This is a genomic window from Micromonospora sp. NPDC004540, from assembly GCF_040610095.1.
Classification (GTDB): Bacteria; Actinomycetota; Actinomycetes; order Mycobacteriales; family Micromonosporaceae; genus Micromonospora.
Window position 1 is genome coordinate 1 of the sequence record NZ_JBEXLR010000090.1, and the last position, 12,912, is coordinate 12,912.

10 protein-coding genes and 1 tRNA gene are annotated in these 12,912 nt (G+C 74.9%); all 11 read left to right on the plus strand.

Going from position 1 to position 12,912, the window contains the following annotated elements:
• Positions 1–269 precede the first annotated feature (269 nt).
• The 11 genes from fdh (at position 270) to ABZV78_RS24760 (ending at position 12,911) form a co-directional block, all read left to right on the plus strand.
• Entirely contained in the window at positions 270–3,539 is a 3,270-nt protein-coding gene (gene fdh, locus ABZV78_RS24710; RefSeq protein ID WP_355642181.1) for a formate dehydrogenase, read from the plus strand.
• A gap of 2 nt (positions 3,540–3,541) precedes the next feature.
• Positions 3,542–4,585, plus strand: a complete 1,044-nt coding sequence (locus ABZV78_RS24715) for a 4Fe-4S dicluster domain-containing protein (protein ID WP_355642230.1) — start codon at positions 3,542–3,544, stop codon at positions 4,583–4,585.
• Positions 4,582–5,838 carry an NrfD/PsrC family molybdoenzyme membrane anchor subunit gene (nrfD, locus tag ABZV78_RS24720; protein WP_355642183.1) on the plus strand — a complete coding sequence of 419 codons (1,257 nt, stop codon included), beginning with the start codon at positions 4,582–4,584 and terminating at the stop codon, positions 5,836–5,838. The genes ABZV78_RS24715 and nrfD overlap by 4 nt, the downstream gene beginning before the upstream one ends.
• Positions 5,839–5,958: 120 nt before the next feature.
• Positions 5,959–7,173 carry an OFA family MFS transporter gene (locus tag ABZV78_RS24725; protein ID WP_355642185.1) on the plus strand — a complete coding sequence of 405 codons (1,215 nt, stop codon included), beginning with the start codon at positions 5,959–5,961 and terminating at the stop codon, positions 7,171–7,173.
• 61 nt (positions 7,174–7,234) lie between these two features.
• Positions 7,235–7,330 (plus strand) — tRNA-Sec (locus ABZV78_RS24730).
• Between the two features lie 16 nt (positions 7,331–7,346).
• A complete protein-coding gene (selA, locus tag ABZV78_RS24735) occupies positions 7,347–8,639 on the plus strand; it encodes an L-seryl-tRNA(Sec) selenium transferase (RefSeq protein WP_355642187.1) in 1,293 nt (430 codons plus the stop codon).
• A 2-nt stretch (positions 8,640–8,641) separates the two neighbouring features.
• Complete coding sequence (gene selB / locus ABZV78_RS24740) at positions 8,642–10,405, plus strand: selenocysteine-specific translation elongation factor (RefSeq protein WP_355642189.1); 1,764 nt, start codon at positions 8,642–8,644, stop codon at positions 10,403–10,405.
• A gap of 29 nt (positions 10,406–10,434) precedes the next feature.
• Positions 10,435–11,136 carry a hypothetical protein gene (locus ABZV78_RS24745; RefSeq protein WP_355642191.1) on the plus strand — a complete coding sequence of 234 codons (702 nt, stop codon included), beginning with the start codon at positions 10,435–10,437 and terminating at the stop codon, positions 11,134–11,136.
• Between the two features lie 45 nt (positions 11,137–11,181).
• Entirely contained in the window at positions 11,182–11,379 is a 198-nt protein-coding gene (locus ABZV78_RS24750) for a hypothetical protein (protein WP_091306848.1), read from the plus strand.
• Positions 11,379–12,656 (plus strand): hemolysin family protein, encoded by a 1,278-nt coding sequence (locus tag ABZV78_RS24755; protein ID WP_355642193.1) that lies wholly within the window; start codon positions 11,379–11,381, stop codon positions 12,654–12,656. Before ABZV78_RS24750 ends, ABZV78_RS24755 begins: the two co-directional genes overlap by 1 nt.
• A gap of 84 nt (positions 12,657–12,740) precedes the next feature.
• Positions 12,741–12,911, plus strand: a complete 171-nt coding sequence (locus ABZV78_RS24760) for a hypothetical protein (RefSeq protein ID WP_355642194.1) — start codon at positions 12,741–12,743, stop codon at positions 12,909–12,911.
• Position 12,912: the final 1 nt, after the last annotated feature.

The following is a 12,912-nucleotide window of genomic DNA, read 5'->3' on the forward strand; positions in this document are numbered from 1 at the left end:
CAGTGTCCCCGGGCCTCACCTAAATTGCCTTCGCGGAATACCGTTCGGCTGGAGCCGCGTCGCGCCACTCGCCGAGAGGCGACCTGCACACCGACGCCCAGCGGCGCCCCGGCTCTCCAGCCGGGGCGCCGCTGTCTTGCGACCCCGGGCGAGCCGTGACCCCCGCGGGCCGGAGCACCCATGTTTGCGCCACGGGTCGCGGGCACACCGCGGCTGGCCTAATGTTCAAAAGGTCAGCTACCTGCCAGCCCGCGAGGGGGTGTGCCGGAATGGGTCTCAAGACCTTCATCCAGGGCTGGCCGGTCTACCGGCAGCTCACCGGCACCGACCCGCTGGGCCGGGGCGCGGCGGCGCAGTCGGCCCGCTCGGCGGCGCTGACCGCGCGCACCGAGACCGCCGACAGCGTGGCTCGGTCGGTCTGCCCCTACTGCGCGGTGGGCTGCGGGCAACGGGTGTTCGTCAAGGACGGGCAGGTCACCCAGATCGAGGGCGATCCCGACAGCCCGATCTCTCGGGGCCGGCTCTGCCCGAAGGGCTCGGCCAGCAAGAGCCTGGTGACGAGCCCGCTGCGGCAGACGAAGGTCCGCTACCGCCGGCCGTACGGCACCGAGTGGGAGGACCTGGACCTCGACGTCGCGCTCGACATGATCGCCGATCGGATCCTGGCCGCCCGCGACGAGACCTGGGAGGACGTCGACGACCAGGGTCGCCCGCTCAACCGGACGCTGGGCATCTCCAGCCTGGGCGGGGCGACGCTGGACAACGAGGAGAACTACCTCATCAAGAAGCTGTTCACGGCGATGGGGGCACTCCAGATCGAGAACCAGGCCCGCATTTGACACTCCGCCACCGTCCCCGGTCTGGGGACCAGCTTCGGTCGCGGCGGCGCGACGGATTTCCAGCAGGACCTGGTCAACGCTGACGTCATCGTCATCCAGGGCTCCAACATGGCCGAGGCCCACCCGGTGGGCTTCCAGTGGGTGATGGAGGCCAAGAGGCGCGGCGCCAAGGTCTTCCACGTGGATCCCCGGTTCACCCGGACCAGCGCGCTCGCCGACACGTACCTGCCGATCCGGGCGGGGACCGACATCGCGCTGCTCGGCGGCGTGGTGCGCTACATCCTGGAGAACGAGCTGGACTTCCGGGAGTACGTGCTGGCCTACACCAACGCCGCCACGATCGTCAGCGAAGACTTCCGGGACACCGAGGATCTCGACGGCCTCTTCTCCGGCTTCAATCCGGAGACCCGGGCGTACGACCAGACGAGCTGGCAGTACCTGGGGCAGGAGCGCCGCGGCGGGGCCGCGGACACTGGCATGGAGCGGGAGACCGCGGCCGCGCTGCGGCACGAGTCGCACGGCATGCCGGTGCTGGGTCTGACCACGCGGGACGAGACCCTGCAGCATCCGCGCTGCGTCTACCAGATCCTCAAGCGGCACTTCGCCCGCTACACGCCGGAGATGGTCGAACGGGTCTGCGGGATCCCGCAGGAGAAGTTCCTGGAGCTGGCCCGGGCCTGGACGGAGAACTCCGGCCGGGAGCGCACCGGCGCGCTGGTCTACTCGGTGGGCTGGACCCAGCACACCGTCGGCGTGCAGTACATCCGCACCGGGGCGATCATCCAGCTGCTGCTGGGGAACATGGGCCGCCCGGGCGGTGGCATCCTGGCGTTGCGCGGGCACGCCAGCATCCAGGGCTCCACCGACATCCCGACGCTGTTCAACCTGCTGCCGGGCTACCTGCCGATGCCGCACCACGCCCAGCACCCGACCTTCGGTGCCTGGGTGGACGCCATCCGCCACCCGGGCCAGAAGGGCTTCTGGGGCAACGCCGATGCCTTCGCGGCCAGCCTGCTCAAGGCGTACTGGGGGGACGCGGCGACGCCGGAGAACGACTTCTGCTACGGCTACCTGCCCCGGATGACCGGCGACCACGGGACGTACCAGCAGGTGCTGAACATGATCGACGGCAAGGTGAAGGGCTACTTCCTGCTCGGCCAGAACCCGGCGGTCGGCTCGGCGCACGGCAAGGCTCAGCGCCTCGGCATGGCCAACCTGGACTGGCTGGTCGTCCGCGACCTGTTCATGATCGAGAGCGCCACCTTCTGGCGGAACAGCCCCGAGGTGGAAACCGGCGAGATCGTGCCGGAGGAGTGCCGCACCGAGGTGTTCTTCCTGCCCGCCGCCTCCCACGTGGAGAAGGAGGGCACCTTCACCCAGACCCAGCGCCTGCTCCAGTGGCGGGAGAAGGCCGTCGACGCGCCGGACGACTGCCGCTCGGAGCTGTGGTTCTTCTACCACCTCGGCCGGGTGCTGCGGGAGAAGCTGGCGAACTCGACCAAGCCCCGGGACCGGGCGCTGCTCGACCTGGCCTGGGACTACCCGACGCACGGGCCGCACGCCGAGCCGAGCGCCGAGGCGGTGCTCAAGGAGATCAACGGCTACGAGGTGGCCACCGGCCGCCCGCTGAGCGGCTTCCCGGAGGCCAAGGCCGACGGCTCCACCGCCGTCGGCTGCTGGATCTACTCCGGCGTCTACGCCGACGGCGTCAACCAGGCGGCCCGCCGCAAGTCCCGGCACGAGCAGGACTGGGTGGCCGCCGAGTGGGGCTGGGCGTGGCCGGCGAACCGGCGCATCCTCTACAACCGCGCCTCCGCCGATCCCGAGGGCCGGCCGTGGAGCGAGCGCAAGAAGTACGTCTGGTGGGACCCGGACAAGGGCGAGTGGACCGGCTACGACGTGCCGGACTTCGAGAGGACGAAGCCGCCGACGTACCGGGCGCCCGAGGGCGCAGTCGGGACCGAGGGGCTCGCCGGCGACGACGCCTTCATCATGCAGGGCGACGGGAAGGGCTGGCTGTTCGCGCCGGCCGGCGTCATCGACGGGCCGATGCCGACGCACTACGAGCCCGCCGAGTCGCCGCTGCGCAACCCGATGTACGGCCAACAGGCGAACCCGATCCGCAAGGTGTACGAGGACCCGGTGAACCGGATGAACCCGAGCCCGCCGGAGCAGCACAGCGAGGTGTTCCCGTACGTCTTCACGGTCAGCCGGCTCACCGAGCACCACACCGCCGGCGGCATGAGCCGCTTCGTCCGACCGCTGTCGGAGTTGCAGCCGGAGATGTTCGTGGAGGTCTCGCCGGAACTGGCCGCGGAGGTGGGGCTGGCGCACCTGGGGTGGGCGCACCTGGTCACCGGCCGGGCGGCGATCGAGGCCAAGGTGCTGGTCACCGACCGGCTCACCCCGCTGCGGGTGGAGGGCCGGGTGATTCACCAGGTGTGGCTGCCGTACCACTTCGGCCGCGAGGGGATGGTGACCGGCGACTCGGTCAACGACCTCTTCGGGATCACGCTGGATCCGAACGTGCTGATCCAGGAGAGCAAGGTGGGCACCTGCGACGTCCGTCCCGGCCGTCGGCCCACCGGTCCGGCCCTGCTCGACCTGGTGGCCGACTACCAGCGGCGCGCCGGGCTGACCCCGGGGCACCGCACCCCGATCATCACCACGGAGGCCGGCGCGGACGGGAGCCATGGATGACCCTGCTGGAGGGCAACAGCCTCTACGGACCGCTCGACCCCGCGCCGGACGCCGGCTGGACCGACGGCGAGCCCCGGATGGGCTTCTTCACCGACACCAGCGTCTGTATCGGCTGCAAGGCGTGCGAGGTGGCCTGCAAGGAGTGGAACGACGTTCCCGCCTCCGGCTTCGACCTGCTCGGCATGTCGTACGACAACACCGGCGCGCTGACCGCCAACTCGTGGCGGCACGTCGCGTTCATCGAGCAGCCCCGACCGGCCGGGCATCGCACCCCGCCGTTCGCGGGCGAGCCGGTCGGGGAGGCGGTCAGCGCGGCCAGCGCGGCGGTCGCCGCCGGCACGGCGCAGGACACCGGTACCGTCCCCGGCCTGCCTCCCGGTCAGCCGGAGGCCGCCGCGCGGATGGCCGCCGGGCCGGAGTTCCTCGGCATGCCCGGTGCCCAGCCGCCCGGGCGGGCCACCGGCGCCGACAGCCGAAGCGACTTCCGCTGGCTGATGATGTCGGACGTCTGCAAGCACTGCACCCACGCCGCCTGCCTGGACGTCTGCCCGACCGGGTCGCTGTTCCGCACCGAGTTCGGCACGGTGGTGGTGCAGGAGGACATCTGCAACGGTTGCGGCTACTGCATCTCCGCCTGCCCGTACGGGGTGATCGACCAGCGCAAGGACGACGGGCGGGCGTGGAAGTGCACGCTCTGCTACGACCGGCTGGGAGCGGGGAAGACGCCGGCCTGCGCGCAGGCCTGCCCGACCGAGTCGATCCAGTTCGGCCCCCTCGACGAGCTGCGGGAACGCGCCGCCCAGCGGGTGGCCCAGCTGCACGACCGCGGTGTGCCGGAGGCCCGCCTCTACGGCCACGACCCGACTGACGGCGTCGGCGGGGACGGCGCGTTCTTCCTGCTTCTCGACGAGCCGGAGGTCTACGGCCTGCCGCCGGACCCGGTGGTCACCACCCGGGACCTGCCGAAGATGTGGAAGCGGGCCGGGCTGGCCGCCCTGGCCATGGCGGCGGCGGCCGTCGCCGCGTTCGTCGGAGGTTCATCGTGAGTCCGGACCGCCCCGCCGTCGGCGACCTGTTCCGCCGCTTCCGCGAGCGGCTCGCCGTCGATGGAGCCGCCCGCCCCGGTCAGCCCGGCGGCCACGCCCCGAAGGCGGGCGCCGCCCCGACCGGCCCGAACGGGAGCCGGGCGACCGGCACCGGGGCCGGCGTGGCGCGCACCGACGTGGGTGCCGCCGAGGCCGGGCTGGCGCCCCAGCCGCCCCGCGACGTCCCACCGGCGGAACGGCGCCGTGGCCGCAGGGGCGGCGGCGGGGAGCAGCTCAACGTGCCCCCGGCCGAATTCACCTCCTACTACGGCCGGCCGATCCTCAAGGCGCCGGTGTGGAAGTGGGACATCGCCGCGTACCTGTTCACCGGCGGGCTCGCCGCCGGGTCGTCGCTGCTGGCCGCGGGCGGGCAGCTCACCGGGCGGCCGGCCCTGCGTCGCGCCGGCCGGGTCACCGCGCTGGCGGCGGTCAGCGCCAGCGCGTACTTCCTCGTCAACGACCTGGGCAAGCCCAGCCGGTTCCACCACATGCTGCGGGTGGCGAAGCTGACCTCGCCGATGTCGGTGGGCACCTGGATCCTCACCACCTTCGGGCCGGCCGCCGGGGTGGCCGCGATCGCCGAGGCCGCGCCCCGGCTGCCCGAGCGCGGGCTGCTCGGGCTCGGCCGGAAGCTGCTGCCGCCGGCCGGTGACGCGGCCGGGCTGGTCGCGGCGGTCACCGCCCCCGCGCTGGCCACGTACACCGGGGTGCTGCTCGCCGACACGGCGGTGCCGTCCTGGCACGAGGCGTACCCGGAACTGCCGACCATCTTCGCGGGCAGCGCGCTGGCCAGCGGCGCCGGCGTGGGGCTGCTCGCCGCGCCGCCGGCGCAGGCCGGCCCGGCGCGGCGCCTCGCCGTCGCCGGCGCGGCCCTCGAACTGTGGGGCTCGCACCGGGTGGAAAACCGGCTCGGCCTGCTCAGCGAGCCCTACGCGACCGGCGCCGCCGGCCGGCTGCTGCGCACCGGCCGTGCGCTGACCGCCGCCGGAGTGGCCGGCGCGCTGGTCGGGCGGCGCAGCCGGGTGCTGTCGGCCCTGTCCGGCGGCGCACTGCTCGCCGCGTCCGTCTGCACCCGGTTCGGCATCTTCCACGGCGGGGTCGCCTCGGCGAGGGACCCGAAGTACACCGTCGTGCCGCAGCGGGAACGGGCGCGGCTGCGGGCAAGCCAGGAACCAGACGTCAGCGGGCCGGGCGCCGGCCCGAACGGGGGATAGGCAGGACAGGCGCCGGGCCCATGAGCCGATACGGGGGTACCGCTCATGGCCACAACAGCCGCTCGTTCGCGGGGGAATCCGCCACCGACCCGGGGCCGCTGGGGTCTCGTGATCGCGGCCGTGCTCGTCCAGCTCGCGCTGGGCGCCGTCTACGCCTGGAGTGTGTTCAACAAGCCGCTCCAGGAGGAGTTCGGGTGGAGCAAGGCCGAGGTCGTGCTGCCGTTCGAGGTGGCGATCGGGACCATCTTCATCGGCAGCCTGGTGGGCGGACGCATCCAGGACCGGCGCGGGCCACGGCCGGTGGCGCTGGGCGGCGGGATCCTGTACGCCGTCGGGACCATGCTCGCGTCGCTGGTCTCGTCGAGCGACCAACTGTGGCTGCTGCTGCTCACCTACGGCGTGCTGGGCGGCATCGGGCTCGGCGCCGCCTACATCACGCCGATCGCCATGCTCAGCAAGTGGTTCCCCGACAAGCGCGGGCTGATCACCGGGATCGCCGTCGCCGGCTTCGGCTTCGGTGCGGTGATCACCGCACCGGTCGCTAAGGCGCTGCTGGCCGGCACCGACCACAAGACCGGCGTCTTCCTGCCGCTGGGCATCGCCTACCTGGCCGCGGTGCTGCTCGGGGCGTCCTTCTTCCGGGACCCGCCGACCGGCTACCAGGTGCCGGGCTTCACGCCGGCGGTCGGCGGCCGGGCCGTCGCCGGCACCCGGGTCTACACCTTCGGCGAGGCCCTGCGCACCCGGCAGTGGTACCTGCTCACGCTGATCCTCACCCTCAACGTGACCTGCGGCATCGCGCTGATCTCCCAGGCCGCGGACGCCGCGCAGGCGGTCGCCGGGGTGGGCGCCGCGACCGCCGCCGGCCTGGTCGGCGTGCTCGGCCTGTTCAACGGCGGCGGGCGGGTGGCCTGGGCGTGGCTGTCCGACCGGATCGGCCGGATGACGGCGTTCATCGGCATGCTCGCCCTGCAGGGCGTCTGCTTCCTGATCCTGCCGCACGCCTCCGCGTTCTGGCTCTTCGCCGTCCTCGCCGCGCTGGTCTACCTCGCCTACGGCGGCGGCTTCGGCACCATGCCGGCGACCGCCGCCGACTACTTCGGCACGCCGAACGCCGGCGCCATCTACGGGGCGATGATCGTGGCGTGGAGCATCGGGGGCGTGGTAGGCCCGCTGCTCACCTCGCTGCTCTACGAAGCCAGCGGCAAGAGCTACACCCTGCCCTTCACGGTGATCGGCATCCTCGCCTTCGTCGCGCTGGTGCTCCCGCCGATCACCCGCCTGCCCACCGCTCCCGGCGAGCCGCGACCCCACTTCCAGACGCCCGGGCCCTGATCCGCTGCGCGTCCGGCCCTCCCGCGGGCGGCCGGAGATCACATGTGGTTAAGTGCTGGGTGGAGGCGTTCAGGCGGCTGGTGCCCCTCCCGGTCTTCAAAACCGGTGTGGTCCGGGACCCGGGCCAGGCGGGTTCGATTCCCGTCCGTCTCCGCCAAGCCCTGGGAGACCCGATGCGTGACGTCGACCCGCGGCGGCGGGTGCCGCGCACCGACGCGCTGCTCGCCGACCCGGCGCTGGCCGCCGCGGCCGGCACGCTCGGCCGCGACCGGGTGAAGGCCGCGATCGTCCGGGCCCAGCGGCGGGCCCGTGCCGGCGAGCTCACCCCCGAGCAGGTACGCGACGCCGCGCTGGCCGAGCTGCCCGCGCCGGCCCCGCGGGCGGTGCTCAACGCCACCGGCGTCGTGTTGCACACGAACCTGGGCCGGGCCCCGCTGTCGGTCTCCGCCGTCGACGCCCTGGTGGCCGCCGCCGGGCACACCGACGTGGAGCTGGACCTGCGCACCGGGCGGCGGGCCCGGCGCGGCCGGGAGGCGCTCGACGCGCTCGCCGCCGCCGTTCCCGACGCGCCGGCCGTGCACGTGGTCAACAACGGCGCGGCCGCGCTGGTGCTCGCCGCCACCGCGCTCGCCGCGGACCGGGAGATCGTGGTCAGCCGCGGCGAACTCGTCGAGATCGGCGACGGGTTCCGCCTGCCCGACCTGCTGGAGAGCACCGGCGCCCGGCTGCGCGAGGTGGGCACCACCAACCGCACCGGCCGGGCCGACTACGCCGCCGCCGTCGGCCCGCGCACCGGGTTCGTGCTCAAGGTGCACCCGTCGAACTTCCGGGTCACCGGCTTCACCTCGGCCGTGCCGGTCGGCGACCTGGCCACCCTCGGCGTGCCCGTGGTCGTCGACATCGGCTCCGGGCTGCTCGCCCCCGACCCGCTGCTGCCCGACGAGCCGGATGCCGCGACCACGCTGCGCGCCGGCGCGCACCTGGTCACCGCCAGCGGCGACAAGCTGCTCGGCGGGCCGCAGGCCGGCCTGCTGCTCGGCGCGGCGGACCTGGTCGAGCGGCTGCGTCGGCACCCGCTCGCCCGGGCGCTGCGGGTCGACAAGCTGACCCTGGCCGCGCTCGCCGCCACCCTGCACGCGCCGACCACCCCGACCCGGGAGGCGCTGCACGCCGAGCCGGGCGCGCTGCGGGCCCGCACCGAACGGCTCCGCGACCGGCTCGGCGAGGACGGCTGCAAGGCCGAGGTGGTGCCCAGCGCGGCGGTGGTCGGCGGCGGTGGCGCGCCCGGCCTCGAACTCGACTCGTGGGCGCTGAGCCTGCCCGAGCGGTACGCCGAGCCGCTGCGCACCGGCGCGCCGCCGATCCTCGGCCGGGTGCTGCACGGCCGGCTCCTGCTCGACCTGCGCTGCGTGCCCGCCGACGCGGACCCGGACGTGCGGGCGGCGATCCTGCGGGTCGGGGCCTGACCGTGTGGGTCGTGGCCACCGCCGGGCACGTCGACCACGGCAAGTCCACCCTGGTGCGGGCGCTGACCGGGATGGAACCGGACCGGTGGGCGGAGGAACGCCGCCGGGGCATGACCATCGACCTCGGCTTCGCCTGGACCACCCTGCCCTCCGGCGGCACCATCGCCTTCGTCGACGTGCCCGGGCACGAGCGGTTCGTGCCGAACATGCTCGCCGGGGTCGGGCCGGTGCCGGCCGCGCTGATCGTGGTCGGCGCCGACGAGGGCTGGATGCCGCAGTCCGCGGAGCACCTGGCCGCGCTGGACGCGCTCGGGGTGTCGTACGGGCTGCTGGCGGTGACCCGCGCGGACCTGGCCGACCCGGGGCCGGTGCTGGCCCGGGCCCGCAAGGAGATCGCCGCGACCTCGCTGGGCGAGGTGGCGGCGGTGCCGGTCAGCGCGGTCACCGGCGCCGGCCTGCCCGAGCTGCGGGTCGAGCTGGACCGGCTGGTCGCTCGGCTGCCGGACCCGACCCGCGACGCCCCGGTCCGGCTCTGGGTGGACCGCTCGTTCACCATCCGGGGCAGCGGCACCGTGGTCACCGGCACCCTCGGCGGTGGCCGGCTGCGCGTCGGCGACCAGCTCGAACTTGCCGCCACCGGGGAACCGGTCCGGGTCCGCGGCCTGCACGCGCTGAACACCGCCCACGCCGAGGTCGACGCGGTGGCCCGGGTGGCGGTGAACCTGCGCGGGGTGCCCCGGGACCGGGTGGCCCGCGGCGACGCCCTGCTCAGCCCGGGCCGGTTCCGCCACACCGACCTGCTCGACGTGCGGCTCGCCGGTGATCCGGCCGCCGACCTGCCGGCCACCCTCACGCTGCACGTCGGCTCGGCCGCGGTGGCCGCCCGGGTCCGCCCGCTCGGCCCGGACACCGTCCGGCTCCGGTTGGCCCGCCCGCTGCCGCTGCTGATCGGGGATCGGGCGCTGCTGCGCGACCCCGATCATCACCACGTCGCCGGCGGGGTGACCGTGCTGGACGTGGACCCGCCGCCGCTGCGCCGCCGGGGCGCGGCCGCCGCCCGGTCCGCCGTGCTGGCCGGGCTGGACGGCCGGCCCGACCTGGCCGGGGAACTGCGCCGGCGGCGTCTGCTGCGGGCCGGCGAGCTGACCCGGATGGGTGTGCCGGTCACCGCCGCCCCGGTGGCCGGGGACTGGCTGGCCGATCCCGACCACTGGCGGGACCTGGGCCGCCGGCTCGCCGAGGAGGTCGCCCGGTACGCCCGCGAGCACCCCCTGGCGGCCGGCGTTCCGGTCGACGAGCTGCGGCACCGCCTCGCCCTGCCCGACCGGGCGCTGGTCGAGGCGCTGCTGCGCCCGCCGCTGCGCCTGCGCGCCGGCCGGGTCACCGCGGCGTCGGGCGACGCGTTGCCCGAACCGGTGGCCCGGGCGGTGGCCCGGGTCCGCGCCGACTACGGGGACCGCCCGTTCCAGGCCCCCGAGGCGAACCGCCTCGCCGACCTCGGCCTCGGCCCTCGGGAGATCGGGGCGGCGGTGCGCGCCGGCGCCCTGCTCCGGCTCGCCGACAACGTGGTGCTGCTGCCCGGCGCCCTGGACGACGCGGTGCGGGTGCTCGCCGGGCTGCCGCAACCGTTCACGCTCAGCGCCGCCCGGCAGGCCCTCGACACCACCCGCCGGGTGGCGGTGCCGCTGCTGGAGCTGCTCGACCGGCGGGGCGCCACCCGGCGGCTGCCCGACGACGCCCGCGAGGTGGTCCACCTGCCCGGCTGAGTGTTGCGCCGGGATGCGAGGGTGACGGCATGATCGACCCGCGCGGTGCCGCGCTCCTGGACCGGCCGTGGCTGCGCCGCCGGGCGTTGCCCCTCGCCGTGGGGCTGTGCTGGCTGGTCTGGGCGGCCCTGGCCTGGTGGTCGGCGCCCCGCGCCGCCGACGAGGCGGAGCTGGAGCGCGACCTCGCCGCCGGCCGGGTCGTCACCATGGCCCGGGCCGACGGGTGGCAGGCCGGCGCCACCTGGGGCCGCCGCCCCGAGCCGCGCTACGGCGAGGGTGCCTGGATGCTCGTCTGGACCCGGCCGGACGGCCAGATCCGCTGGGCGAGCGTGCCCGTGGAGGATCCGGAGACCGACACCGACCCGCTGACCGACCCGCGCGCCCGGGACGCCACCACCCACTACGGCGACACCCTGGCCGACGCGCTCGCCAACGCGGCCGGACTGCTGGCCCTGACCATCGGGGCCGGCTGGCTGCTCATGCTGGTGGCCGGGCCGCCGCCGGTGGCCGGCACCCGCTGGTTCTGGTTCTGGATCGGCCTGCTCCCGTTCGGCCTGGGCGTGCTCGCCTGGCTGCACCGGGAACGCTGGCGGGGCGACGTCCCGGCGGCCCGGCCGCGCCGCTCCGGCTGGGCGGGCCTGGGCTGGCTGCTGCTCGGCGGGCTGCTCCTGTCGGTCGCGGTGGCCGGCCTGGCCTCGGTGTTCGGCGGCTACGTGGTCCCGGGCGGCTGAGCCAAGCGGTACCGGGAGCCGCACCCGGTCACCTACGGTGACGCCATGGACCCTTCGGCGGTCTGGCGGGACAGGAACCACCGGTGGCGGATCGAGGCGTACCGGGCACCGGACCTGCGGTTCGCCATCTTCGCCACGAACGGCACCACCGAGTCGGCGCCGTTGTGGCTGTTCGGAATGGCCGCGCTGGCCCGGTGGCTGATGACCCACGCGATCTCGCTGGACGACCTGGAGACCGACTGATGGCCGGCCAGCTCGCCCTGGTGCTGGTCCTGGTGCTGATCAACGCGGCGCTCTCCGGCAGCGAGATGGCGATCGTGACGCTGCGGGAGGGGCAGCTGCGGCGGCTGGGCCGGTCGGGGCGGACCGGGGCGCGGCTCACCCGGCTGGCCCGGGAGCCGAACCGCTACCTGGCCACCATCCAGCTCGGTATCACCCTGGCCGGGTTCCTCGCCTCGGCGGCCGCCGCGGTGTCGCTGGCGGAGCCGCTGGTCGGCCCGCTGGGCTTCCTCGGCCGGGCCGCCCGCCCGGTCGCCGTGGTGCTGGTGACCGTGGTGCTGACCTTCGTGACGCTGGTCGTCGGTGAGCTGGCCCCGAAGCGGCTGGCCATGCAGTCGGCGGAACGCTGGGCGCTGCTCAGCGCCGCGCCGCTGGACGTGCTCGCCCGGCTGTCCCGCCCGGCGGTGTGGCTGCTCAGTCGGGCCACCGACCTGCTGGTCCGGCTGGCCGGTGGGGACCCGCGGGCCAACCGGCAGGAGGTGACCGAGGAGGAGCTGCGCGAGATGCTGGTCAGCCAGCGCGGGCTCTCCGCGCAGCAGCGGGAGATCCTGTCCGGGGCGTTCGACATCGCCGGCCGTACCCTGCGGGAGATCCTGGTGGCCCGCCGCGACGTGACGTTCCTGCCGGCGGAGCTGACCGCGATCGAGGCGATGCGCCGGCTGGCCGCCACCGGGCGGTCCCGGGCGCCGGTGACCGGCCCCGGCGGGCTGGACGACATCCGCGGGGTGGTGCACATCCGCGACCTGGTCGACGCCGACGGGGCCGACGTCGGGCAGCGCGCCCGCTCGCCGGTGCTGCTGCCCGGCACGCTGCCGGTCGCCGACGCGATGCGGCACCTGCGCCAGCGCCACGAGCAGCTCGCCCTGGTGATCGACGAGTACGGCGGCGTCGACGGCCTGGTCACCATGGAGGACCTGCTCGAGGAGGTGGTCGGCGAGCTGTACGACGAGACCGACCGGGACGTGCGGGAGGCGGTGCGGGAGCCGGACGGCGCGCTGCTGCTCCCCGGCGACTTCCCGCTGCACGACCTGCCCGACGCCGGCGTGCAGCTGACCTTCCCGCTGACCCGGGAGTACACCACCGTGGCCGGGCTGGTCCTGGCCGGGCTGGGCCGGCTGCCGACCGGCCCGGGCGAGCGGGTGCGGCTGCCCGGGCTGACCGTCGAGGTGGTCGAGGTGGCCGGCCGGGCGATCCGCCGGGTGCGGCTGCGCGGTCCGGCCGCCGGCTGCCGGGCGGAGTGATTCCCCCGACCGGGGGACAAGCGCGCGAAACGGGCCTTTCGGGTGCCGGCTGGCCGTACCGTCCGGAATGTGAAGGACCGAGGAATGCGGACGTTCGTCACCGTGCTCGCCGGGCTGGCCGTGATCTATTTCGGCTCCACCGGGCATCGCAGCAGCGGCGGGGAGGGCGACGGCATCTCCGGCGGCGTCGTGCTGCTGGCCCTGCTCGCCTCGGCGCTCGCCTGGAACCTGACCAAGCCCGGCCCGGCCAAGTGAG